Here is a 23316-nt window from a genome sequence, read left to right as displayed (position 1 = left end):
GCCTACAGTCCCAACAGGTCCGGCGACCGCTTGCGCAGTCCCGGCCGGACGGCCGTGCGCTTGGTGGCGGCAGCCTTATCCCGCGCGTCGATCATGTCCTGCTTCCTGCATTTTCTGCTGGCATCCCGACGCATTTCAAAATTTCGGATCAAAACGCGGTGCGCTGACCTCTGACACGGTCAGAACCGGCGTGTAGGCGCGGCCCGCTTCCCAGGCGTCCACGGCGTTCGACCATTCCTGCGCCATGTGGCGGCGCTGGGTCTCGAACTCCGCCTTGTTGTAGACGCCTCGCGAAGATCGCTCTTCGTGAGCGAGCCCTTTCTCGATCCAGTCCGAGTTGAAGCCCATCTCGTGCAGCAGGGTCGAGGCCGTCCGCCGCAGGTCGTGCACGGTGAAGGGCTCGAGCGGAAGGTTACCCTTTCCGGCCCTTTCAGCGATCGCACTGGTGACGCGGTTGAAAGTCGCCCGCGACATCGGCGCATCGGCGTCATAGCGCGACGGCAGGATGTATTTCGAGTTGCCGGCGCAGGTCTTCAGAGCGACGAGGATGTCGAGCATCTGGGTGGAGAGGTAGACGTTGTGAGGGCGTGAGCGCTTCATGCGCGCAGCCGGGATCGACCAGACCGCATTGTCGAAATCCACCTCGGTCCAGACCCCGTCCTGAAGTTCGCTCTTCCGAACCATGCTGAGCAGGATGAACTTCAAGCCGAGCCTGATGGTCGGCAGGGTCGCCACCTCACCCAAGAGCATCAGCATGATCCGGATTTCGGCTGGGTTGAGTGACCGATCGCGCGGTCGGAAGGTGGCGATCGAAGCCGGACCCACGTCATCCGCAGGGTTGTCGATCTTCTCACCGTGGAGGATGGCCCAGCCGTAGATCTGTTTGACGATATCCCGGACGTGGATCGCCGTGGCGGGCGCCCCGCGATCCACAATCGTCTTGCAGTGCGCCCGCAGGTCGTCAGGTGTGATCTCGCTCAGCAGGCGGTTCTTCCACTTTGGCAGAACGTCCCGATTGAAGATGGCCCGGCGCATGTCGCGGGTGCTGTCCGCCATCGGCGCGCGGTCCATCCAGCCTTGGGCGACCTGTGCGAAATCCTGAGCTTCCTTCAGGCGACGTTTGGCGCGCTGCTTTTCGACTGCGGGCGACACCCCGTCCGCGATCGCCTTCTTCACCTCGATAAGCCGCTGGCGGGCTTGGGCCAGCGTGAGTCCGGCCCGACCGTAGCGACCGAGCGTCAAGGTCTCTCGACGGCCGTTAAAGCGATAGTCGTAGCGGAATGAGATTGCGCCGCCCGTCGAGACATAGACGTACATGCCGTCCCTGTCGGTACTCTTGTAAGCCCTTGCTTTCGGGCGCAAATTCTTCAGTGCGGTGTCGGTAAGCACGGTATAATCGCCTCTGTCCGTCGATCCTCGAATTCGGTCACGCCGAGACGGTTTTTTCCTAGTTATCTCAACGACTTGCTGGGAATGAATACCGTCAGGGCGGGGCCCGATGTCACAACGGTATGAGCCCGAGTCCGCCAGATCAATGCAGCCGCGTACCGTCGCGCAGTCCGACAAAACGGAAAAAGACCCTCCGAATGGCTCCGAAGGGTCTCGACAGAATTCACAATGTTGTCAGGCCTTTAGAGTCCGTTTCGGAAGCGATACCGAATGCTACCGAAGGTTCGGGACTATTCCCACTCGATCGTCCCGGGCGGCTTGGACGTCACGTCGTAGACGACGCGGTTGACGCCGCGGACCTCGTTGATGATGCGGGTGGCGGTCTTGCCTAAAACATCCCAGGGGAATTGGTAGAAGTCGGCGGTCATGCCGTCGGTGGAGGAGACGGCGCGCAGGGCCAGGACCTTTTCATAGGTGCGGGCGTCGCCCATGACGCCGACGGTCTTGACGGGCAGCAGGACGGCGAAGGCCTGCCAGATCTCGTCGTAGAGGCCCGCCTTGCGGATCTCGTCGAGATAGATGGCGTCCGCCTGTTGCAGGGTCTCGACGGCGTCCGGCGTGATCTCGCCGGGGATACGGATGGCCAGGCCCGGTCCGGGGAACGGGTGGCGGCCGACAAAGGCGTCGGTTAGCCCCAGTTCGCGGCCCAGGGCGCGGACCTCGTCCTTGAACAGCTCGCGCAGAGGCTCGACCAGTTTGAGTTTCATATAGTCCGGCAGGCCGCCGACATTGTGGTGGCTCTTGATGACATGGGCCTTGCCGCTGGACGACGACACGCTCTCGATCACGTCGGGATAAAGGGTGCCCTGGGCAAGGAATTCAGCGCCCTCGATCTTGCTGGCCTCGCGGTCGAAGATCTCGATGAAGACGCGGCCGATGATCTTGCGCTTGGTCTCGGGGTCCGACTGACCGGCCAATTCGCCGAGGAATTCCTTCGACGCATCAACATGCACCAGCGGGATATTGTAGTGCTCGCGGAACAAGGTCGTGACCTGGGTTGCCTCGTCCTTGCGCAGCAGGCCGGTGTCCACGAAGACGCAGGTCAGTTGATCCCCGATGGCCTCATGGATCAGGACGGCGGCGACCGAGGAGTCCACCCCGCCCGACAGGCCGCAGATCACCTTGGCGTCGCCGACCTGTTCGCGGATCTGGGCGATCTTCTCGTCGCGATAGGCGGCCATGGTCCAGTCGCCCTTCAAGCCCGCGATGCCGTGGGTGAAGTTCTTCAGCATCTGATGGCCGCGAGGCGTGTGCATCACCTCGGGGTGGAACTGCACGCCGTAGAAGCGACGGCTCTCGTCGGCGATCACCGCATAGGGCGAACCCTCGGACGAGGCGACCACGTCGAAGCCTTGCGGAATGGCGACGATCTTGTCGCCATGGCTCATCCAGACCTCTTCGTTCTCGCCGGCGGGGGCCAGGTCAGCCAGCAGCGGCGAGGCCTTCTGAACCGTGATCTCGGCGCGGCCGAACTCGCGCGTGTGGCCGCCCTCGACCTTGCCGCCCAGCTGCTCGCACATCGTCATCTCGCCGTAGCAGATGCCCAGCACCGGCACGCCGGCCTCGAACACGCCCTGCGGCGCGCGGGGACTGCCCTCTTCATGCACGCTCTCAGGACCGCCCGACAGGATGATGGCCGCCGGGTTCATGGCCGTCAGAGCCGCTTCGGCCTTCTGGAACGGATGGATCTCGCAATAGACGCTGGCCTCGCGAAGGCGGCGCGCGATCAACTGCGTCACCTGGCTGCCGAAGTCGACGATGAGGACCTTTTGGTGGTCTTGCGGCGTGGTCATGGCGTGATCGAATCCGGGGCGGGAGGATGGGCGGGGTCTTGGCCGGGCGGGGCCGATATTTCAAGGGCGGGAAACTCAAGAGCGGCGGAGCCGTCGGCCTCCAGCACGGCGATCAGGCGATCGAGGGCGGCGGCCAGGTTCTCGTCCACATGATGCAGGGTCGAGGTCCAATCCTCCAAAGCCTTCAACTCGGCGCGACCGTCCGATACGCCGCGCAGGGCGATCAGAGGCACACCGAAGGTCTGGGCGGCGCGGGCCAGGGCCCAGGTCTCCATGTCCACCATCTCGGCGTCGATGGCGTCATAGGCGGCGCCGGACACGACGTTCGCACCCGTCGACAGGGAGGCCGTCGGCACGCCGGGGATCGGGCACGGCAAAAACAGGACGGCGGGCTGGTCCAGCAAGGGGGTCACGCCCTTCGGAAAACCCAGCGGGCTGGCGTCCATGTCGCGATAGGCGACAGATGAGACCTGATAGACCGCCGCATGATCCAGCACCCGCGATCCGCACGATCCCAGCGATACGATCAGATCCGGCCGATCGCCCGCCGCCTCCAGCCGCGCCAGGGCGGCGCCCAGGCTCACGGCGGCCTCGACCGGACCGACGCCGGTCATCAGCGGCGCGATCCGGGCCTGAAGGTGCGGGCCATATTCAGCAGGCGCGGCCATGACGTAGAGCAGCGAGACCCCGCCATGCCGCGCCAGCTTCATGCCGCGCGCTCGTAGACGGCGGCGAAGAATCCATCGGTGTCGGCCGAGGCCGGCGACAGGCGCAGCCGCGCCCCGGACGCCAGCTCGGCGAACTTCGCCTGCGCCGCCGGCGTCAAAAATCCTCCCCCGTCCACGGGGGAGGGGGCAAACCCATCCCCGACGTCAGAACCGTGGTCGCCCCCTCCACCACGCTGCGCGTGGTCCCCCTCCCCCGCTGCGCGGGGGAGGATCGGAACGGGCCGGAACTCAGGATGTGAAGCCTCGAAGGCGTCCACGCTGGCCTCGTTCTCGCGCGCCAGCATCGAACAGGTGACATAGACGAGACGGCCGCCCGGCTTCACCAGCTTGGTCGCCTGGCTCAAAATACGCACCTGCAGGCCGTGCAGCTTTTCGACTTCTTCGGCGGTCAGACGCCAGGCGTCCTCGGGACGACGACGCCAGGTGCCGGACCCCGAACAGGGCGCATCGACGAAGACCAGATCGGCCTGCCCGTTCAGGTCTTCCAGGCCCCCGCCGTTCTGACCGATCAGGACCAGCTCCGCCTCGACGCCTGCGCGCTGCAGGCGAGGACGGATGTTCTCCAGCCGCTTGTTGACAACGTCCGAGGCGACCAGCTTGCCCTGCCCTTTCATCGCCTGGGCCAGACCCAGCGTCTTGCCGCCGCCGCCGGCGCAGTAATCCACCACCGTCATGCCGGGTGCGGCGCCCGCCAGCCAGCAGACGACCTGACTGCCTTCGTCCTGGATTTCGAACCGACCGGCCTTGAAGCCGTCCAGCGCCTGGATGTTAGGCGGCGGTTCCGACGGCACGCGCAGGCCGACGGCCGACCAGGGCGTGCGCGACACGTCCAGCCCTGCGGCCTTCAGTTCGGCCTCGACCTCATCGACCGTGGCGCCTGCATCATTGACGCGCAGGTCGATCGGCGCGCGCGGCGCCATCAGGGCGTGAGCTTCCTCGGCCCAGCGATCGCCGAAGGTGGCCTTGAAATCCTCGACGACGAACTCAGGCAGGCCGGCGACGACCCAGCCCGGCAGTTCGCCCTGACCGGCCGTGATGCGGCTACGCTCCTGTTTGGACAGCGGGCGCGGGCCATAGCCGTCGCCCGAATGCAGGGCTTCGATCTCTTCCAGCGAAAGACCGTCGATGGCGTGCAGCGAACCGATGACCAGGGCCCGACCGTCTTCACGCCCGCCCATGATCCACGACAGGCGGCCGCGCGCGCGCAGCACCTTATAGACCCGGTCGGCGATGGCGCGCCGATCCTTGGACCCGGCGTAGCGGTTGGCCGTGCCCCAGGCCTTCATGACGGCCTCGGCCGGTTGGCGACCCTGGGCGATGGAGTCCAGGACGGAGGCGGCGGCGGCGAGGCGAGCGGCTGGGGTCAATTCAGGCTTTCAAACGAAGAACAGGGACGCCAGGACCATGACCAGTCCCGCAAGCGAGACCACCCAGACCAGCGACCGGACATAGGGAACGCCGAAGGCGTAGAGCGGCACATAAACCACCCGCGCCCAGAAATAGAGCGCCGCGCCCCACACCGTCAGGGCGCTGGACGCGCCGATGACATGGGCGATCAACACTGCGCCGGTGAACAGCGGCAGAGTCTCGTACAGATTGGCCTGGGCGCGTTCGAGACGGCCGGTCAGCGGCTTCTTCGCCTCCGGCGTCTCGTCGCGCGGACCCGCATTCCATTTCGAGCCGAACTCGGCCGTCCGCGCCCCGGCGGGCAGGAAGATCTGAACCAGGGCCAGGATCAGCGTCAGGGCCAGATAGGTGAGTTCGGTCGTCATGGTCGCCTACCCTTGCCGATAGTTGGGCGCTTCACGCGTGATCATCACGTCGTGGACATGGCTTTCACGCAGGCCCGCGCCGGTGATGCGCACGAAGCGCGCGCGCTCCTGGAACTCGGGGATCGTGCCGGCGCCGACATAGCCCATGGAGGCGCGAAGGCCGCCGACCATCTGGTGCAGCACCGGGCTGATCGGCCCCTTGTACGGCGTCTGGCCCTCGATGCCCTCGGGCACCAGCTTCTCGGACGAGACTTCCTTCTGGAAATACCGATCCGCCGAGCCGCGCGCCATGGCCCCGACCGAGCCCATGCCGCGATACGACTTGTAGCTGCGGCCCTGGTACAGGAAGACCTCGCCGGGGCTTTCGTCGGTGCCGGCGAACATCGAGCCCATCATGGCCACGTTCGCTCCGGCCGCGATGGCCTTGGCCAGGTCGCCCGAATATTTGATGCCGCCGTCCGCGATGACCGAAGCGCCCGTGCCCTTGGCCGCGCGCGCGGAGTCCATCACCGCCGTCAGCTGCGGCACGCCCACGCCGGCGACGATGCGCGTGGTGCAGATGGAGCCGGGACCGATGCCCACCTTCACCGCATCCGCACCTGCGTCGATCAAGGCCCGCGTCGCATCATAGGTGGCGACATTGCCGGCGATGATCTGCAGCCGGTTGTTCTCGCGCTTGATTCGCTCGACCACCTGGGCGACCGAGGCCGAGTGACCGTGGGCGGTGTCGATCACCACGACGTCGCAACCCGCTTCGGCCAGGGCCATGGCCCGCTCGTATCCGGCGTCGCCGACGGTGGAGGCTGCGCCGACCAGCAGGCGGCCCTGCTCGTCCTTGGCGGCGTTGGGGAAGGCCTGGGCCTTCTCGATGTCCTTCATCGTAATCAGGCCGACGGCCCGATAATCCTCGTCCACCACGATGACGCGTTCGATCTTGCGGGTCTTCAGCAGCTCGCGCGCCTCGTCGCGGCTGGCGCCCTCGCGCACGGTGATCAGGTCGCCCGTGGTCATCAGCGAAGCCGCCGTGAGGCTCAGGTCGCTCTCGAACCGCATGTCGCGGTGGGTCAGCATCCCGACCAGCTTGCCCGTCGCCGGATCCACGACGGGGAAGCCGGTGATCTTCTTAGCGGCCACGATCTCGCGCACTTCGCCCAGCGTCGTCTGCGGGCCGACCGTCACCGGATTGACCACCATCCCGCTCTCATAGCGTTTGACGGCGCGGACCTCGTCGGCCTGCTCCTCGATGGTCATGTTGCGGTGCAGAACGCCCAGACCGCCGGACTGGGCCATGGCGATGGCCAGGCGGCTTTCCGTCACCGTGTCCATGGCGGACGACAGCAGCGGGATGTTCAGTTTGATGTCGCGCGTCAGCTGGGTCGAGACATCGACCATCGCCGGCATGAACTCGGATGCGCCGGGTTCCAGCAAAACATCGTCGAAGGTCAGTCCTTCGCGTATCTCCATAGGGAGTCTCCGTTTTGCGGGCCGCGTATAACGGGATGCGGGGGTCGGGGGCAAGGCCGATTGCGGTTATGGGCCCGATAGATTTTATTGCTTTGCAACCTGCAGGGCCGCTCACCATTCTCTCCGCATGGTCGGCGTCATCCTCAGCACCGCGCGCAAACTGGCTCTGAAGATCGCCAGCTATGGCGTCATGCACCTGATTGTCGCCATTCTGGTCGCCTTCGCCATCACCCGCGACTGGCGCATCGCCTTAGCCGTCGGCATGGTCGAGCCGATCTTTCAGACCATCGCCTACACCGTCCACGACCGCGTCTGGCACAAGGTCGAGCGGCGGCGCATGGCCTCCAATATTGAGGAGGCGACAGAGGCCTTCACCGCCCGCCTCGACATCATGTCGCCCGAGGAACAGCGCCGCTCGCACGACGCCCATCACGGCCACAGCCACGCCCTGCCCCGGTCTTTCAAACAGATCGCGCTGAAGACCGTCACCTACGGCGTTATGCATTTCGCCGTGGCGGTCGCCGTGGCCTACGCCCTGACCAACGACATCCGCACGGCGCTGACCATCGGAATGGTCGAGCCTCTGGTGCAGACGCTCTTCTTCACGCTGCACGACCGCATCTGGACCCGCATGGAGGACCGTCGGGCCCGCGCGAGCGCAGCCGCCGCCTGACGCGTCAGCGCTTGTTCAGCGCGACCAGAAACACCTCGGCGCTGTCCTTACGGCTCGACGCCGGCTTGACGTATTTCACCGTCTCGAACTCCTCGCGCAGCCGCGCCAGAACCCCGCCGGCATCCCCGCCCTGGAAGTTCTTGGAGACGAAGTTGCCGCCGGGCCGCAACGTGCGAATGGCGAAGTCGGCGGCGATCTCGATCAGGGCGATGATCTTCAGATGGTCCGTCTGGCGGTGCCCGACCGTATTGTGCGCCATGTCCGACAGCACCAGGTCCGGCGCCCCGCCGATGGCGTCGATCAACTGCTGGTCCACGCCCGGATTTGTGAAATCGGCCTGAAGCAGGGTCGCGCCCGGGATCGGCGCGATCATCAGCAAATCCACCCCCGCCACCGCGCCCGCCCCCCGGTTCAAGGCCACCTGAACCCAGCCGCCCGGCGCCGCGCCCAGGTCTATGACCTTTGACCCGCGCTTGATCAGCCGGAACTTGTCGTCGATCTCGATCAGCTTGAAGGCCGCGCGCGAGCGCCAGCCTTCGGCCCGCGCCTTTTCGGACCATTTGTCCGACAGCTGGCGTTTGATCCATTGCTGGCTCGACATCGACTTGGTGTCGGCCGTCTTCATCTTGGTGCCCATGCCGCGTCCGGCGGCGGTTCCGCCGGTGGGCGGTTTCACCATCCGGCGGCGTTCCTGGGGCTTTTCGTCTTCGCTCATCGTTCCCACATAGCCCCGACCGGCGTTGCGGGCTATGTCCCGCCTCAAATCAACCCAAAGAGGACGACCGACATGGCCGACACCCTGACCTTCACCCTGGACACCGGCGACGGCGAAGCCCGCGACGTGGTCATCAAGCTGCGCCCCGACCTGGCGCCCGGCCACGTCGAACGCATCACCGAACTGGCCAAGGAAGGCTTCTACGACGGCGTGGTCTTCCACCGCGTGATCCCGGGCTTCATGGCCCAGGGCGGCGATCCGACCGGCACCGGCACCTCGGGTTCCAAGAAACCGAACCTGAAGGCCGAGTTCTCGGCCGAGCCGCACGTGCGCGGCGTCTGCTCGATGGCCCGCACCTCGGACCCCAACAGCGCCAACTCGCAGTTCTTCATCGTGTTCGACGACGCCACCTTCCTGGACCGCCAGTACACCGTCTGGGGCCAGGTCGAATCGGGCATGGAACACGTCGACGCCCTGCCCAAGGGCGAGCCGCCGCGCAGCCCCGGCAAGATCGTCAAGGCGACGGTCAACTAAAGCACTCAATCTTGACGTTTCCCGATGATGGCTTTCAGTTGCAACACTGAGCCATCGTCGGGGGACGACATTGCGCATTCTTCTGGTCATCGAGCCGTCCGGCGGCGGCTCGGGGCGTCATGTGGTCGATCTGGCCCGCGCCCTGATCGGAAGCGGCCATCAGGTGTCCCTGATCTGGTCGCCACGCCGCGCAGAGCCTTGGTTCGAGGCCGCGGTCGCCGCCCTTCCCCTCCACGCCAATGAACGCCTGCCGATCCGACGCAGCGTCGGACCGTGGGACGTCGCCGCCCTTCACGCCCTGAACCGCCTGATCGCGCGTCTTGGCCCGTTCGAGATCGTTCACGGTCACAGCGCCAAGGCCGGCGCCCTGGTCCGCCTGGCCCAAGCGCCCGGCGCCGCCAAGATCTACACCCCTCACGCCCTGCCGATGATGGGCCCGGACAGCCTGACGACGATCATCGCCGGCGCGACTGAGGCGCTTTTGGCCCGGTCCGACGACGCCATCATTGCCGTCTCTGAAGAAGAAGCCGTCGTCGCCCGTCGCTGGGGGCTCGGCGGAAACCGCTTGCACGTCGTCCCCAACGGCCTTGCCGCGCCCCCCGCCAACGATCTTCTCGCAGCCCGCCAAGCCCTTGGCGTTCCCGAGGACGCTCTGGTCGTCGGCTTCGTCGGCCGGCTTTGCGCTCAGAAAGACGCCGTCCGGTTCGCTCACGCCGTCCGCCGAGCGAACGCCATCGATCCGCGCATCATCGGCGTCATGATCGGCGACGGTGATCTGGCCTCGGCGGTCAGGACCGCCGGCGGCGACGTCCTCCGTCTGCTGGGTTCACGCGGCGCCGGGCCTTTGATGGCGGGCTTCGATCTTTTCGCCATGACCAGCCGTTACGAGGCCGATTCCTACGCCATGATCGAGGCGGCCGCCTTGGGCCTGCCGATCGTCTGCACCGACGTCGGCGGGATCGGGCGTCTGATCCAGGCTGGCGCGCGCATCGACCGCCTGCCCGTCGACGCCTCGCCCGATCATCTGGCCGAGGCGATGCGCGCCGCGCTGACCAGCCGCGTCGTTCCCCTGCCGATTGCGCCGGGCCTGCTGTCCGCCTCAGGCATGGCCGAACAAACCGTCCAAATCTACCGCGACGCCTTCGCCCGCCGACGTCTCGGTGGCTGAACCCATCTTCATCAACGGCCGCTTCCTGACCCAGCCGATGAGCGGGGTTCAGCGCTATGCGCGTCAGATCGTCCGCGCCCTGGACCAGCGCCCCGACGCCGCCGACCGCTACGTCCTGCTGACGCCCCCCAGCGCCGAGAAACCGAACCTGCTCAACATCCCGACCCGCACGATCGCGGGCGCAGGCGGCCATCTGTGGGAACAGACCGCCCTGGCCTGGACCGCGCGCCATGGCCGGCTGCTTTCGTTAGGGGGTTCGGGTCCGGTGCTGCACCGGCGGCAGATCGTCGTCATCCACGACGCCGCCGTCTTTCGTCCTCCTGAGCATTTCCGAACAGGCTACGCCGCCTTTCACCGCGCCCTAAACAGGATCCTGGCGCGCCGGGCGCGGCTGGCGACCGTCTCCGCGTTTTCCCGGCGCGAGTTGGCCTCGGTCCTAAACCTGTCGCCCGACAGCATCGCTGTCGCCCCGAACAGCGCCGACCATCTTCGCAACATCACGCCGGACCCGGCCGTCATCGAAAGCCTAGGCCTGACGATGCGTCCCTACTTCTTGGGCCTGGGTAATCTGACGCCGAACAAGAATCTCGCCCTCGCCATTCGCGCCCTGTCCCATCTTGCAGACCCCGCCGTTAGGCTGGTCCTCGTCGGCGACCGACCTGGCGCCGTCTTCGACCGTTCCGCCTTTCCGGCCGACCCGCGCCTGACCTTCGCCGGCCGTCGCTCGGACGCAGAAATCGCCGCCCTGCTCGGCGGCGCGCAGGCCCTCGTCTTTCCCAGTCTCTACGAAGGCTTCGGCATCCCGCCGCTGGAGGCGATGAGCCTCGGCTGTCCGGTCATCGCCTCCGACATTCCCGCCACGCGCGAGGTCTGCGCCGACGCCGCCCTCTATTTCGCCCCCGCCGACGACGCCGCCCTGGCCGCCCATATGGCTGAACTGCTCAGCCGACCGGATGTCGCCCGTCGCGACGCCGGCCTTCGCCGCGCCGATCGTTACGCCTGGTCCCGCTCGGCCGAAATCATCAAAGACCTTCTGCTCAGCACCTGACGATAAACGGCCCTGTGGGCCTCGACGATCGACGCCTCGGTCCAGGCCGGCGCACCGACCGCCGCGAAACGCCAGCGTTCCGGCTGGTCCACAGCCGCCTGCATCGCCGCCGTCAGCGCGCCTGTATCCCCCGGTTCCACCAGGGCTGACACCCCTGCCCCCTGCGCCGCCTCCGGCAAGCCGCCGATGCGCGAGGCGATCACGCCCCGCCCCTGCTGAACCGCCTCCGCGACGCTGCGTCCGAACGGCTCGGCCCACAGCGCCGGCGCGACCAGCACATCCACCTTGGGCCAGAACGCCGCCGCCTCCACCTGCCCCAGCCAGACGATGCGCGGATCCGCATACGCCCGCCTCAACGCCTGCAAGTAGTCCGCGTCGCCCCGCCCGGCGATCATTAATCTCCAGTCGCCGTCCAACGTTTTCGTCGCCGTCAGCAGAACCTCGATCCCCTTTTCCGGCTCGACCCGCCCCAGGAACCCGAACCGCATCGTCGGCGCCTCGACCAGCGATGGTTTCGGCGCGATCGCCGCCGCACCCGCTGCATTGCCTATCACCGACGCCGGCGTCCGCCGAAAATATCCCGCCGCCCGGTGCGTCTCCAGCACAGGCCCGCTCAGGCCGATGACATGATCCACCCCTTGCGACCGCGCCCGCCTGCCCGCGGTCAGCAACACGCACGACCCACACCGCCGCTCGCAACGCCGTCCGCGTCGAAACAGCGACGCCCGCGCGCACAGCATCGACCAGTCCCTCAGCGTCTGCACCAGCGGCAGATCCCACAGCGCCGCCGCGCGATAGACCGACAGCGAAAATCCCGTCATCAGATGCAGATGGATCAGATCCGGCCGCACCCGCGCGACCGCCCTATCCACCGCCTGATCCATCAGCGGATTGGCCGCCTCCAACCCATGCCAGACCGCCCGCCGGACCGCCGACCGCCGCGCGCCGTCATAGGGCCAGTACAGATTTCGCAGCGGCAGGCGCTGCACGGGCACGCCGTCGATCCGTTCGTGCACCGTCTCGCGCCCCGGCGTCAGCGTCAGCACCGACGCCTCGACGCCCGCCCGCCTCAGCCCTTGGGCCAACTGCGCCACGCTGCGTTCCGCCCCGCCCACCTGCGCCGGCGGATACAGGGTGTTGACGATCAGCACCCTCACGGCGCCAGCGGCCTTCGCCACGCCAGGACGCCCACCAGACAGCACAGGAAGACCATCCCCGCCCCCTGCGTCAGGTCCTCGCCGAACATCGCCGCCAGCACATAGACCGACAGCGGCGTCAGCGCGTCCAGCCGCGCAGCCGACGCCAGATGCAGCCCCAGCAGCACCAGCGCGCTCATAACGCCCGCCGTCCGCGCGGTGAACAGATAGCCGTTGTGGCTGACCGACAGCGCCCGAAACGCCCCCATCTCGTCCGCCGACGACCACCCCGTCCCCATCGGCCTCTCCACGATCAGATCGACCGTCCGCGTCCAGGTCAGCATGCGTCCGGCCAGATTGTCCTGCAACGCTACCCTATCGAACCGTCCCGCAAACCGGCCGCCGTCGAGGTCGAACCGCCCCGCCTGCAAAGCCATCGCGCCCGCCGCCAGCACACAGACCGTCAGCGCCACGCCCAGCGGCCGAACCTGCTCGCGCCAGCGCCAACCAACGACCATCCTCGTCAGCCCCGCAAGCATCGCCACCATCATGCCGCCCCGCGACAGGGTGCTGACGAACCCCAGCGCCGCCACGCCGACGCCGCCCCACGTCGTCCCGCGCCGCGCCCAGCGCCGTCCCGCCAGCATCACGCCTGCCGGGACCGCCAGTCCGATCATCACCATCGCCGCATTCGGATGCTCGGCCAGGGTCGTCAGCCGCACCTGCGCGGCCGTGGTGGTCACCATCGCACGCGGCGACGCCAGCCCCACGGCCTGCAAAGGCTCCAGCCCGACCAGCATCGCCAGCCCATAGGTCGCCAGATGAAACCCCGCGCCCGCCAGCATGGCCCAGAGGAACAGCCGCCGCCGTCGTTCATCCCTCAGGATCAGGCTCGCCACAGCCGGCCCCGCCAGCGCCGAGGTGATCCATCGAAACCAGAAGGCCAGATCCCCGACATTCAGCCGATCGCCGCCCTGCGCGACCTGCACCAGCAGCGTCATCGCCAAGAACGTCGCCGCGACCACGCCCGCCGCCCTCAGAACCGGCGCCATGCCTCGCCACGTCACACCTACCAGCGGCAAGCCGATCGCCAGCGCCAGATCCCCCAGCCGCGGCCCGCTGACCTGCCCCGGCGTCAGAAACAGCGGCAAGGTCACGCCCACGCCCAGCAAGCCCAACGCCATCCGCTCATAGGCCGCGCGCACCTGCGACCACCGCAGCTTTCCGTGTCGTGATGCGCTCAGGACGGCCTGCAATGCTCGACCTCGGGATCGAACCGCGCCCCGTCCACCACGCCCGCGACCAGCACCCCGGCCTTGCGCCAGCGTCCGCCCAGCGCCAGCCGACCCGCCAGCCTTAGCCGCGACGCGGCATAGCGCAGCGCCGAGCGCCGCCCCTCGTGCCGCCGCTTGGCCAGGATGACGTTGCGCGTCAGATAGCGATGCAGTCGTTCGCGCCGCGCATCCGGCTCGGTCTCGATGGTCAGCCGTCCCGGCGCCGCGCGCACATGCTCGACCCGGCTGGCCGCGATCAGATAGCCCGGCCCCTCGCGCGCCAGCCGCAGCGTATATTCCGTATCGTCGCCCCAGATGAACATGGGCGCCAGCGGCAGGCCGTGCCGCATGACCGCCGCGCGGCTGACCAGAACCGACACGAACGTCGCCTGCCGCACCGACACAATCCCCTGCTCCAGCCGCTCGCCCCAGGCCGGATAGCCCAGCACATTCTCGCGCCGATCGATCTCGGGCGTATTGGTCAGATGCCCCTCAGGCGACCTCACGCTGGAACACAGGAAGGCCGGAACGACGCCCTCATCCGCCAGCCCCGCTTCCGCCGCCAGCAAGGCCTCCAAGGCATCCGGCGCCGCCAGCACGTCGTCGTCCATCAGCCAGACCCGGTCGGCCCCCGCTTCGATCGCCGCGCGAATGCCGGCGTTGAAGCCGCCCGCCCCGCCCGTGTTCACCGGCATCCGCACCACCATCGCCTGCCCCGCCCAGGCGTCGGCCAGCATCTCGGCGGTGCCGTCGTCGCTGGCGTTGTCGACCACCACCACGCCGTCGCAATGCCGCGTCTGGGCGATCAGATGCGCCAGACATTGCTCCAGCAGCGCGCGCCGGTTCCACGTCACCACCACCGCCCAAACCGACGTGCTCATGCCGCCATCCGGGCGATGGCCGGCGCCAGCGATTTCTCGACCAGGCTCAGCGCCCGCCCGACTGCCTGGTCCATGTTGTAGTATTGAAAATCGGCCAGCCGCCCGGCGAACCAGACCTTGCCCGCCAGCGTCGCCGCCATCGCGCGATATTGCCCCGCCAACGCGCGCGACGCCTCCGTCAGGATCGGATAATAGGGGTCGTTCACGCCCGCCTCATAAGCCATCGGATATTCGGTCACCGTCGCCGTCGTCGGCCCGCGCTCGCCGGTCAGGTGGCGGAAATCGGTGATGCGCGTGAAGTCGAAGTCGTTGGGATAGTTGACTGTCCCGACCGGCAGGCCGTCCTCGACGTCCACGACCTGATGGTCGAACCGCACGCTGCGATAGGGCAAGGCCCCGACCGACCGGCCGAAATAGTCGTCCAGCGCGCCGCAATAGACCATCCGGTCCCACGACCCCGCCCCCACCTGATCCATCGGCGTGTTCAGCGACACCGTGATGTTCGGATGGTCCAGCATCCGCTGGAACAGCGCCCCATAGCTGTCGCGCGGCATGGCCTGATAGCGGTCGACGAAATAGCGGTCGTCACGGCTGACCGCGATCGGCACCCGCGCGGTGATCGAGGCGTCCAGCGCCTCGACCGGCAGGCCCCACTGTTTGGCGGTGTATCCAGCAAACACCTTGTCGAAGACATAGTCGCCCAGCCGCCTCAGATCCGGATCGTCCCCCGCCTGTCGCAGGTCATGAATGCTGGGCCGCGCACCCAAACCGAACCGCTGGACCAAGGCCTGCGTCATCCGCTCGGCCGTTGCGGCTGGAAACAGCGTCTCGATCGAATCCAGATTGAACGGCAGCGGAACCCGCCGTCCATCCACCTGCCCCTGAACCCGATGGGCATAGGGCCGCCATGCCGTGAACTGGCTTAGATAGTCGAAGATTCGCGCGCTGTTGGTGTGGAACACGTGCGGGCCATAGGGATGGATCAGCCGGCCGCCCGCATCGCGCCGGTCGTACGCATTGCCGCCGACATGGTCGCGCTGATCGATCACCAGCACGCTCTGGTCCAGTCCGCGCGCCAGTCGTTCGGCGACCACCGCCCCGGTGAAACCGGCGCCGACGATCAACCAGTCATATCGCCGGGACATCGCGCCTCCCGTCGGTCTGGAACAACGCGCCCCAATGCGCCCTCAACCCGATTAGACACGCCACGACCACCGCCGCCTCGCCGATGATCCGCGCGCCCGCCATCCCGACCGCGCCAAGGCCGGGCACCAGCACCACCGCCGGCCCCAGCGTCGCGACACAACCCAGCGCCACGATCAGCGCGAACCGTCCATCCATCCGCAGCGGGTTCATCAGATGCAGCCCCAGCACCTGGCTGACGGCCACCAGCGGCAGCACCCAGGCCAACAGACGCAGCACCTCGACGGCGCCCGCAAACCCCGGCCCGAACAACAGACGGATCAGCAGCGGCGCCGCCAGCGTCAGCGCCGCCGCCAGCAGCACGAACGCGCCGGTCGAGGCGACCAGCGTGCACCGCGCCGTGCGAAACGCCGCCGCCTGATCCTGTCCCAGCAGTCCGGCGATCCGGGGCGCAATCAGACCGGCCAGCGGCCGCATCAGCGATCCGGACGCCGCGACCAGCCGGTCCGCCGCCCCGTACAGCGCCGCCTGCGCCGGCCCGGCCAGCGCCGCGACGACCAGAACACCCGCCCCGGTATAGGCGACGATGACCGCCCGACTGGCGAACAGCGGACCGCCCTGGCTCAGCACGCGTCGCACAAAGCCCCGTTCCGGCGCCTGAACCGCCTGCCGTCGCAGCAGCAGGAGGCCGGTCGCGACCCATCCGGCCCAGACGCCGCCCGCCTGGACGGCCATCACGCCGCCGACGCCCAGACCGGGCATCGCCAGAACGGCTCCCGTCGCGGCTATAGCGAAGCCAACCTCCAGCATCGCCGCCGGACCGGGATCGCGAATGCCCTGAAAGAACCACAGCAGGCTGGCCCCCTGCCCGATGCCCAGCACGACCGCCATGGCCACGACGACGGTCGCGCCTTCCAGCACCGGATTCAAGGCCGCCAGACCGACGCCGACGGCAGCGGCGGGCAGGATCAGCACGCCGCGCATCGCCAGGGCTTGGCCCACCAGGGCGCCGCGCCCTTCGACGGCTCCGGCGATGTCACGCGGCCCCGACAGCGACTGCCCGAAATCGACAAGCACCGACACGACCAAGGCCACGGCGATGGCCGACGCGAACACCCCGAACCCTTCCAGCCCCAGGCGTCGCGTCAGAACCGGATAGAGCAGCAGCGGCGACACATAGCGGGCGACGTGCGCGCCATAGACCCAGCCCGCATCGGCCGCGCCCCGCGCCGACATCAACCGGTGCCTGCCATCCCCCAACTGCCGCCCCCGCGATCAACCCAGACGGGAGCCATAACACGCTTAACGATGTTCGCAAGCTCAGGCTTGGCTTGCGGCTTTTATCCGAAACGGCCCTCGGCCCACCGGGCGGCGAAATAGCCGCCGGTCGCCGACAGCGTGGTCAGAACCGTGCCCCACATCAGGTCGATGATCGTCAGCTTGGTCTGCCAAACCGACAGCGTCGCTTGGTTGGTCAGGTCATAGGTGGCGTAGGCGACGAAGCCCAGCACCGCCCCGTTGATCGCCGCCCGCGTCCAGTTCCCGTCTTTCAGGGCTGGCGCAATCGCCAGAAACACGGTCCCGGCGATGGAGATCAGATAGAAGGCCACCGCCGCCTTCATGTCCGGCTTGTCGGCCATGATCGGCCCGATGACGGGCTTGTACAGCCGGTTCGTCATGGTGGTCAGCCAGACGAAATCGATGGCTGCAAAGGTCAGGCCGGCCCCGAGATAGGCCGCGACATATTTGATCATCCTCGTCTCCCTTAAGCCGGCTTCAGTCGATAGTGGCTGACCGCCCAGGTGCGGCCCTCGTCGTTTCCGAACAGACTGGCCGTCGCCAGATAGAACCGCCGCCAGCGACGGGTCCAAAGTTTGGCGTCGTCGCCATAGGTCTCACGCATCAACACCGCGATCCGCGGGGCGTTCCGGTCCATGTTCGCCAGCCAGTCGTTGGCGGTCTTCGCATAGTGACCGCCGTTCCAGGTCCATTCCTGCTCGACCGCGAACAGGTCGGGAAACTGTCGGATCAGGCCATGGCTGGGCATGACGCCGCCGGTGAAGAAATGCTGGGCGATGAAGTCGCCGCTGTCGGTATGGTCGAACCGATAGGGCGCGTCGCGGTGGGTGAAGACGTGGATGAACATGCGCCCATCCGGCGTCAGCCAGCGTCTCGCCTTGGTCAGCAGGGCGCGCCAGTTGGCCATATGCTCAAACATCTCCACCGAGACGATGCGGTCGAAGCGCTGCTGGGTGTCGAAGGCGTTCATGTCCTGGGTGATGACCGTCAGATTGGTCAGCCCCCGCGCCGCCGCCTGCGCTTCGATATGGCCGCGTTGGCCATGGCTGTTCGACACCGCCGTGATCTTCGCATTCGGATAGGTCTCGGCCATCCACAGCGACAGCGAGCCCCAGCCGCAGCCCATCTCCAGGATCGTCTGGCCGTCCTTCAGATCGGCATGGGCGCAGGTCTCGGCCAGCGCCGCCTCCTCCGCCTGATCCAGCGTCTCGCGGCCCGTGGGATAGAGACAGCAGGAGTATTTCAGCCGCTTGCCCAGGCACAGTTGGAAGAACTCCGGCGGCAGTTCGTAATGCTGCTGGTTCGCCGCATCCGTATGTTCGGCAATGGCGCGCTGCGCCATTTCGCGCGCAAAGGCCGCCTCGTCATGCGGCCCGTCGCGATCCAGACGCTTTCTGGCCTCCGTCACCAGGCTGTCGATCGCCGGACGCGTCACGAAGTCCGGGAACGGCGCGTCCTGAAGCTGGCGAATGGCGACATTGGTCAGGTTCATCGGCGTCCTCGATCGTCGGATCTTGCTGCAGGCTTGACTGCAATACGACGCCTCGGCCCCGATGGATGCCTGATGGATATCTGTCCCCTTGAACACAACCCAAGCGATGCCGACATCCGCCTCCCGCGACGACCGATTCCGTAGAAAGCGCACCAATTGCGCTCTCTTTTTCGAACCCGGCTCGCCGTCGTTTCAGACGAATTAGACGAATTAGACTCTGTTTTTCGCCTTCACCGTCTGAAATCGCCGCGTCGGATCGACGCCGCGTCTTGCCCCCCGCCCGCCCCCGCGTTAGGCGTGGTCAAAAGCCGATATTCATCAGGCAGTGAAAAAAGGGAGAGCGATGGGAAAGATCTACGCTGACGTCACGTCCGCGCTGGAGGGCCTGACCTTCGACGGCATGACGGTCATGTCCGGCGGCTTCGGTCTGTGCGGCATCCCCGAGAACCTGATCGCCGCCCTGCGCGACAGCGGGGTCAAGGGCCTGACGGTCATCTCCAACAACGCCGGTGTCGACGGCTTCGGCCTGGGCCAACTGCTGGGCACCCGCCAGATCGCCAAGATGATCAGTTCTTACGTCGGTGAGAACAAGGAGTTCGAGCGCCAGTATCTGGCCGGCGAGCTTGAGCTTGAGTTCAACCCGCAAGGCACCCTCGCCGAGCGCATCCGCGCCGGCGGCGCGGGCATCCCCGCCTTCTTCACCGCCACCGGCGTCGGCACCTTGGTCGCCGAGGGCAAGGAAGTCCGCAACTTCAACGGCCGCGACTATGTCATGGAGACCGGCCTGGTCGCCGACCTGTCCATCGTCAAGGCCTGGAAGGCCGACGAGCGCGGCAACCTGGTGTTCCGCAAGACCGCCCGCAACTTCAACCCGATGATGGCCACGGCCGGCAAGGTCACGGTCGTCGAGGTCGAGGAGATCGTCCCCGTCGGTTCGCTTGATCCCGACCACATCCACACGCCGGGCGTCTACGTCGATCGCCTGGTCCAGACCGTGTCCGAAAAGCGCATCGAACAGCGCACCGTCCGTCAACGTGCCGCCGGCGCCGCCGCCGGATCGGAGGTCTGATTATGCCCCGCACCCGCGAACAACTCGCCGAACGCGCCGCCCAGGAACTGCAGGACGGCTTCTATGTGAACCTGGGCATCGGCATCCCGACCCTGGTCGCCAACTACATCCCCGCCGGCATGACCGTGACCCTGCAATCCGAGAACGGCATGCTGGGCATGGGTCCCTTCCCCTATGAAGGCGACGAGGACCCCGACCTGATCAACGCCGGCAAGCAGACGATCACCGAGATCCCGGAGTCGTCCTACTTCTCCAGCGCCGACAGCTTCGCCATGATCCGCGGCGGCCATATCAACCTGTCGATCCTGGGTGCGATGGAAGTGGCCCAGAACGGCGACATCGCCAACTGGATGATCCCCGGCAAGCTGGTGAAGGGCATGGGCGGCGCCATGGACCTGGTCGCGGGCGTCAAGCGCGTGGTCGTCGTCATGGAGCACGCCAACAAGCACGGCCAGTCCAAGGTGTTGAAGACCTGCACCCTGCCGCTGACCGGCACGGGCGTCGTCAGCCGCATCATCACCGACCTGGCCACCTTCGACGTCAAGCCGGACGGCGCGGGCCTCGAGCTGATCGAACTGGCCGACGGCGTCACCCTCGACGAAGTCGCCGCCAAGACCGAGGCGGCCTACACCATCGCGGCGGATTTGCAGGCCGCCTGATAAACCTGCGCCGCTCTGGTCTACCGGGGCGGCGCGGGCTCCAGCCGGCGATAGGCGGCGCCCACAAAAGCCATCGTCAGCGGAGCCTGCAAGCCTGTCAGCACGACGGCGAAGACGATCCAGCCCGCCGTGCCAGACATCAGGCCCGCGCCCCACAACAACACCAGCGCGATCTTCGGCGCCGCCGTAACGAAAAGCCCGACCAGCAGGGGCCAGAAGCCGCCGCGCGCGATGCTCATGCTCTGGAGCGACACCATCTGCCCTCGCCCGATCGTCGCCGGCGCGAACAGGGACAGGCGCACCGCGAAGGCGATGACGGCGAACAGGGCGAAGGCCGTGACGACCGCCAGCAGGATCAGCTTCCACGCCGGCCCCACCGCGCTCCACTGGCGCATCTCGATGGCCTGGGCGTTCAACTCGGCCATGCCGAACACGGCCAGCAGGACCAGGGCTACGACCGACAGGATCATGGCGAGAAAGATCGCGCACAGCAGGCCCGCGCCCAGCAACCGGACCTCCGGCCGCCCGAACTGCAACCCGACCGGCCCCAGGCCCAGCCGCCGCGCCCCAGCCAGATCGTCGGTGATGGCGATCCGCGCCAGCGCGCCCGCCAGCACCAGGGTCGAAGCCAGTGCGCACGCCGCCCAGATCAGGCCCACTGCGCCCGCCGCCAGCGGCTTGAGGCTCCAGACCACGGCCGCCAGCACGATCGCGCCGCAAGCCCCGCGCCACAGGCGAGGCAAGGCGCGAACCGCCGCCGACAGCGTCTCGCCCAGTCGCAAAATCCGATGCTCGCTCAATCTACGCCCCCGATGACCGGCGGCGGATATAGCAGGGGGCCATGACACCGCGCCACCCGCCCGCTAGAAGGCCGCGATGAGCGCTTCCCTCTCTCCTTCCCCCATCCACGTCATCGGCGGCGGCCTGGCCGGCTCCGAGGCCGCCTGGCAGATCGCCCAGGCCGGCGTGCCCGTCATCCTGCACGAAATGCGCGGCGTGCCTGGCGTCAAGACCGACGCCCACCACACCGACGGCCTGGCCGAGCTGGTCTGCTCCAACTCCTTCCGCTCGGACGACTGGCAGTTCAATGCGGTCGGCCTGCTGCACGCCGAGATGCGGGCGCTGGATTCGGTCATCATGGCCTGCGGCGACATCAACCAGGTGCCGGCCGGCGGCGCCCTGGCCGTGGACCGCGACGCCTTCTCCCAGGCGGTGACCGCCAGACTGACCGCCCACCCCATGGTCACCATCGTGCGCGAAGAGATCGCCGGCCTGCCGCCGCAGGAATGGGACAATGTCATCGTCGCCACCGGCCCCCTGACCTCCCCCGCCCTGGCCGACGCGATCCTGAAGGCGACGGGCGAAGAGTCCTTGAGCTTCTTCGACGCCATCGCCCCCATCGTTCACGCCGACTCGATCGACTTCGACATCGCCTGGCGGCAGTCGCGCTATGACAAGGAAGGCCCCGGCGGCGACGCGGCCGCCTACGTCAACTGCCCGATGGACAAGGCGCAGTATGAGGCCTTCATGGACGCCCTGTTGAGCGGCCCGAAGGCTGAGTTCAAGGACTGGGAACACGTCCCCTATTTCGACGGCTGCCTGCCCATCGAGGTCATGGCCGAGCGTGGTCGCGAGACCCTGCGGCACGGTCCGATGAAACCGGTCGGCCTGACCAATCCGCGCGATCCGCTGGTCAAGGCCTACGCCATTGTTCAGCTGCGCCAGGACAATGCGCTGGGAACCCTGTTCAACATGGTCGGCTTCCAGACCAAGCTGAAGCACGGGGCGCAGGCCGAGGTCTTCCGCATGATCCCCGGCCTGCAGAACGCTCAGTTCGCGCGCTTGGGCGGTCTGCACCGGAACACCTATCTGAACAGTCCCCAGCTGCTGGATAAGCAACTGCGGCTGAAGGCCATGCCGCGCCTGCGCTTCGCCGGACAGGTGACGGGTGTGGAGGGTTATGTCGAGAGCGCGGCCATGGGCCTGCTGACCGGCCGTCTCGCCGCTGCGCAAGAGCTCGGTCGCGACCTGGCCCCGCCGCCGGCCGAGACCGCCATGGGCGCCCTGGTCGAGCACATCACCGGCGGGCATCTGGCAGGATCGAAGTTCCAGCCGATGAACATCAACTACGGTCTGCTGCCGCCGCTCGAGGCGCCCAAGGTCGATGAGGCGGGCGTCAAGATCCCGCTGAAGGAACGCGGCCGGGCCAAAAAGCGCCTGATGAGCCTCCGGGCGATGGAAAGCCTGAAGGCGTGGCGCGACGCGGCGGCCTAGACCACCGTCCCGAACACCCGTCCGATCACGGCCGTGACCGCCATGGCCAGTACGCCCCAGAAGGCGACGCGAACCACGGACCGGCTGATGTCGGCCCCGCCCGCCCGCGCGCCCAAGGCCCCCAGTGCGATCAGACCGGCGACGGCGCTGGCCGCGACCCACATCAACAGCCCGCTGGTCGGCGCAATGGCGACCGTCGCCAGGGGCAAGGCGGCGCCCGCGGCGAAGGTGGCGGCGGACGTCAACGCCGCCTGGACCGGCCGCGCCGTCGTGAAGCTGGAGATGCCCAATTCGTCGCGCGCATGCGCACCGAGCGAATCGTGCGCCATCAGCTGTTCAGCGACAGCCCGCGCTGTTTCGGGTTGAACGCCCCGTTCGACATAGATCGCCGCCAGTTCATCCCGTTCCGCCTCGGGCGCGGCGGCCAGTTCGGCGGCTTCCCGGGCCAGGTCGGCTTTTTCGGTGTCCGACTGAGAGCTGACCGACACATATTCACCGGCCGCCATGGACATGGCGCCCGCGACCAGACCTGCCACGCCCGACACCAGAACCGCCGTTTTCGGGGCTCCGGACGCGGCCACGCCGACGATCAGGCTGGAGGTGGACAGAAGGCCGTCGTTGGCGCCCAGGACAGCGGCTCTCAGCCAGCCGATACGGGCGATCAGATGACGTTCCAAATGGGTTCGCGACACGGCGGATCTCCACGCTGTTCGTCGCCACAGCAGCCCCTATCGAGGGCCGGCGC

Annotated in this window: 23 protein-coding genes; 7 read left to right on the top strand and 16 right to left on the bottom strand. The window is 67.4% G+C overall.

Going from position 1 to position 23316, the window contains the following annotated elements:
* Positions 1-135: 135 nt before the first annotated feature.
* The 6 genes from O2K97_RS06660 to guaB all read right to left on the bottom strand — a co-directional run bounded on the left by O2K97_RS06660 (position 136) and on the right by guaB (position 7206).
* Positions 136-1389: a tyrosine-type recombinase/integrase gene (locus tag O2K97_RS06660; protein ID WP_228184602.1), complete on the bottom strand. Its 1254-nt coding sequence runs from the start codon at positions 1387-1389 to the stop codon at positions 136-138.
* Positions 1390-1679: 290 nt separating this feature from the next.
* A complete protein-coding gene (gene guaA / locus O2K97_RS06655; protein ID WP_269220944.1) occupies positions 1680-3242 on the bottom strand; it encodes a glutamine-hydrolyzing GMP synthase in 1563 nt (520 codons plus the stop codon).
* Positions 3239-3952 (bottom strand): 5'-methylthioadenosine/S-adenosylhomocysteine nucleosidase, encoded by a 714-nt coding sequence (locus O2K97_RS06650; RefSeq protein ID WP_269220943.1) that lies wholly within the window; start codon positions 3950-3952, stop codon positions 3239-3241. Before O2K97_RS06650 ends, guaA begins: the two co-directional genes overlap by 4 nt.
* Positions 3949-5337 carry an RsmB/NOP family class I SAM-dependent RNA methyltransferase gene (locus O2K97_RS06645; protein WP_269220942.1) on the bottom strand — a complete coding sequence of 463 codons (1389 nt, stop codon included), beginning with the start codon at positions 5335-5337 and terminating at the stop codon, positions 3949-3951. Before O2K97_RS06645 ends, O2K97_RS06650 begins: the two co-directional genes overlap by 4 nt.
* A gap of 9 nt (positions 5338-5346) precedes the next feature.
* The gene (locus O2K97_RS06640) at positions 5347-5742 is read right to left on the bottom strand and encodes an MAPEG family protein (RefSeq protein ID WP_269220941.1); all 396 of its coding nucleotides are present in this window, start codon (positions 5740-5742) and stop codon (positions 5347-5349) included.
* 6 nt (positions 5743-5748) lie between these two features.
* Positions 5749-7206, bottom strand: a complete 1458-nt coding sequence (gene guaB, locus O2K97_RS06635) for an IMP dehydrogenase (protein ID WP_269220940.1) — start codon at positions 7204-7206, stop codon at positions 5749-5751.
* A 127-nt stretch (positions 7207-7333) separates the two neighbouring features.
* On the opposite strand from guaB, the gene O2K97_RS06630 reads away from it, so the two are divergent.
* The gene (locus tag O2K97_RS06630) at positions 7334-7879 is read left to right on the top strand and encodes a DUF2061 domain-containing protein (RefSeq protein WP_161638682.1); all 546 of its coding nucleotides are present in this window, start codon (positions 7334-7336) and stop codon (positions 7877-7879) included.
* A gap of 4 nt (positions 7880-7883) precedes the next feature.
* Here the strand turns inward: O2K97_RS06630 and O2K97_RS06625 are convergent, their stop codons facing one another.
* Positions 7884-8594 (bottom strand): RlmE family RNA methyltransferase, encoded by a 711-nt coding sequence (locus O2K97_RS06625; RefSeq protein WP_269220939.1) that lies wholly within the window; start codon positions 8592-8594, stop codon positions 7884-7886.
* A 72-nt stretch (positions 8595-8666) separates the two neighbouring features.
* On the opposite strand from O2K97_RS06625, the gene O2K97_RS06620 reads away from it, so the two are divergent.
* From O2K97_RS06620 to O2K97_RS06610, 3 genes are all read left to right on the top strand, one after another.
* Positions 8667-9128: a peptidylprolyl isomerase gene (locus O2K97_RS06620; RefSeq protein WP_017504078.1), complete on the top strand. Its 462-nt coding sequence runs from the start codon at positions 8667-8669 to the stop codon at positions 9126-9128.
* Between the two features lie 70 nt (positions 9129-9198).
* Entirely contained in the window at positions 9199-10296 is a 1098-nt protein-coding gene (locus O2K97_RS06615) for a glycosyltransferase family 4 protein (RefSeq protein WP_269220938.1), read from the top strand.
* Complete coding sequence (locus tag O2K97_RS06610; RefSeq protein ID WP_269220937.1) at positions 10289-11344, top strand: glycosyltransferase family 4 protein; 1056 nt, start codon at positions 10289-10291, stop codon at positions 11342-11344. The genes O2K97_RS06615 and O2K97_RS06610 overlap by 8 nt, the downstream gene beginning before the upstream one ends.
* Here the strand turns inward: O2K97_RS06610 and O2K97_RS06605 are convergent.
* The 7 genes from O2K97_RS06605 to O2K97_RS06575 all read right to left on the bottom strand — a co-directional run bounded on the left by O2K97_RS06605 (position 11290) and on the right by O2K97_RS06575 (position 18569).
* Complete coding sequence (locus tag O2K97_RS06605) at positions 11290-12522, bottom strand: glycosyltransferase family 4 protein (protein ID WP_269220936.1); 1233 nt, start codon at positions 12520-12522, stop codon at positions 11290-11292. The genes O2K97_RS06610 and O2K97_RS06605 overlap by 55 nt on opposite strands.
* Entirely contained in the window at positions 12498-13685 is a 1188-nt protein-coding gene (locus tag O2K97_RS06600) for an O-antigen ligase family protein (protein WP_269220935.1), read from the bottom strand. Before O2K97_RS06600 ends, O2K97_RS06605 begins: the two co-directional genes overlap by 25 nt.
* 35 nt (positions 13686-13720) lie before the next feature.
* Positions 13721-14635 (bottom strand): glycosyltransferase, encoded by a 915-nt coding sequence (locus tag O2K97_RS06595; RefSeq protein ID WP_269220934.1) that lies wholly within the window; start codon positions 14633-14635, stop codon positions 13721-13723.
* Entirely contained in the window at positions 14632-15780 is a 1149-nt protein-coding gene (gene glf, locus O2K97_RS06590) for a UDP-galactopyranose mutase (RefSeq protein WP_269220933.1), read from the bottom strand. The genes O2K97_RS06595 and glf overlap by 4 nt, the downstream gene beginning before the upstream one ends.
* On the bottom strand, positions 15764-17014 hold the full coding sequence (locus tag O2K97_RS06585; protein ID WP_269220932.1) for an oligosaccharide flippase family protein: 1251 nt from the start codon (positions 17012-17014) through the stop codon (positions 15764-15766). Before O2K97_RS06585 ends, glf begins: the two co-directional genes overlap by 17 nt.
* A gap of 104 nt (positions 17015-17118) precedes the next feature.
* The gene (locus O2K97_RS06580; protein ID WP_269220931.1) at positions 17119-17532 is read right to left on the bottom strand and encodes a DUF2177 family protein; all 414 of its coding nucleotides are present in this window, start codon (positions 17530-17532) and stop codon (positions 17119-17121) included.
* A gap of 11 nt (positions 17533-17543) precedes the next feature.
* Entirely contained in the window at positions 17544-18569 is a 1026-nt protein-coding gene (locus tag O2K97_RS06575) for an SAM-dependent methyltransferase (RefSeq protein ID WP_269220930.1), read from the bottom strand.
* A gap of 343 nt (positions 18570-18912) precedes the next feature.
* Between O2K97_RS06575 and O2K97_RS06570 the strand changes: the two genes are divergently transcribed.
* Positions 18913-19638 carry a CoA transferase subunit A gene (locus O2K97_RS06570; protein WP_017504088.1) on the top strand — a complete coding sequence of 242 codons (726 nt, stop codon included), beginning with the start codon at positions 18913-18915 and terminating at the stop codon, positions 19636-19638.
* 2 nt (positions 19639-19640) lie between these two features.
* Entirely contained in the window at positions 19641-20297 is a 657-nt protein-coding gene (locus O2K97_RS06565; RefSeq protein ID WP_269220929.1) for a 3-oxoacid CoA-transferase subunit B, read from the top strand.
* Positions 20298-20317: 20 nt separating this feature from the next.
* Here the strand turns inward: O2K97_RS06565 and O2K97_RS06560 are convergent, their stop codons facing one another.
* Entirely contained in the window at positions 20318-21097 is a 780-nt protein-coding gene (locus O2K97_RS06560) for a hypothetical protein (protein ID WP_269220928.1), read from the bottom strand.
* A 76-nt stretch (positions 21098-21173) separates the two neighbouring features.
* Between O2K97_RS06560 and trmFO the strand changes: the two genes are divergently transcribed.
* Positions 21174-22571 carry a methylenetetrahydrofolate--tRNA-(uracil(54)-C(5))-methyltransferase (FADH(2)-oxidizing) TrmFO gene (trmFO, locus tag O2K97_RS06555; protein WP_269220927.1) on the top strand — a complete coding sequence of 466 codons (1398 nt, stop codon included), beginning with the start codon at positions 21174-21176 and terminating at the stop codon, positions 22569-22571.
* On the opposite strand, the gene O2K97_RS06550 is transcribed toward trmFO, so the two are convergent.
* Positions 22568-23263 carry a VIT1/CCC1 transporter family protein gene (locus tag O2K97_RS06550; protein WP_269220926.1) on the bottom strand — a complete coding sequence of 232 codons (696 nt, stop codon included), beginning with the start codon at positions 23261-23263 and terminating at the stop codon, positions 22568-22570. The genes trmFO and O2K97_RS06550 overlap by 4 nt on opposite strands.
* Positions 23264-23316 lie beyond the last annotated feature (53 nt).

Origin of the sequence: Brevundimonas vesicularis (assembly GCF_027105095.1) — a bacterium.
GTDB classification, from domain to species: domain Bacteria; phylum Pseudomonadota; class Alphaproteobacteria; order Caulobacterales; family Caulobacteraceae; genus Brevundimonas; species Brevundimonas vesicularis_E.
This window is presented reverse-complemented; position numbering and strand designations above follow the sequence as displayed.

Excerpts from the sequence above, each read along its gene's own strand:
- trmFO (WP_269220927.1), top strand. The coding sequence starts at position 21,174 with ATGAGCGCTTCCCTCTCTCCTTCCCCCATCCACGTCATCGGCGGCGGC.
- O2K97_RS06640 (WP_269220941.1), bottom strand. The coding sequence starts at position 5,742 with ATGACGACCGAACTCACCTATCTGGCCCTGACGCTGATCCTGGCCCTG.
- O2K97_RS06650 (WP_269220943.1), bottom strand. The coding sequence starts at position 3,952 with ATGAAGCTGGCGCGGCATGGCGGGGTCTCGCTGCTCTACGTCATGGCC.
- O2K97_RS06585 (WP_269220932.1), bottom strand. The coding sequence starts at position 17,014 with ATGTCGGCGCGGGGCGCGGCCGATGCGGGCTGGGTCTATGGCGCGCAC.
- O2K97_RS06565 (WP_269220929.1), top strand. The coding sequence starts at position 19,641 with ATGCCCCGCACCCGCGAACAACTCGCCGAACGCGCCGCCCAGGAACTG.
- O2K97_RS06625 (WP_269220939.1), bottom strand. The coding sequence starts at position 8,594 with ATGAGCGAAGACGAAAAGCCCCAGGAACGCCGCCGGATGGTGAAACCG.
- guaB (WP_269220940.1), bottom strand. The coding sequence starts at position 7,206 with ATGGAGATACGCGAAGGACTGACCTTCGACGATGTTTTGCTGGAACCC.
- O2K97_RS06580 (WP_269220931.1), bottom strand. The coding sequence starts at position 17,532 with ATGATCAAATATGTCGCGGCCTATCTCGGGGCCGGCCTGACCTTTGCA.
- O2K97_RS06630 (WP_161638682.1), top strand. The coding sequence starts at position 7,334 with ATGGTCGGCGTCATCCTCAGCACCGCGCGCAAACTGGCTCTGAAGATC.
- O2K97_RS06595 (WP_269220934.1), bottom strand. The coding sequence starts at position 14,635 with ATGAGCACGTCGGTTTGGGCGGTGGTGGTGACGTGGAACCGGCGCGCG.
- glf (WP_269220933.1), bottom strand. The coding sequence starts at position 15,780 with ATGTCCCGGCGATATGACTGGTTGATCGTCGGCGCCGGTTTCACCGGG.
- O2K97_RS06620 (WP_017504078.1), top strand. The coding sequence starts at position 8,667 with ATGGCCGACACCCTGACCTTCACCCTGGACACCGGCGACGGCGAAGCC.
- guaA (WP_269220944.1), bottom strand. The coding sequence starts at position 3,242 with ATGACCACGCCGCAAGACCACCAAAAGGTCCTCATCGTCGACTTCGGC.
- O2K97_RS06575 (WP_269220930.1), bottom strand. The coding sequence starts at position 18,569 with ATGAACCTGACCAATGTCGCCATTCGCCAGCTTCAGGACGCGCCGTTC.
- O2K97_RS06570 (WP_017504088.1), top strand. The coding sequence starts at position 18,913 with ATGGGAAAGATCTACGCTGACGTCACGTCCGCGCTGGAGGGCCTGACC.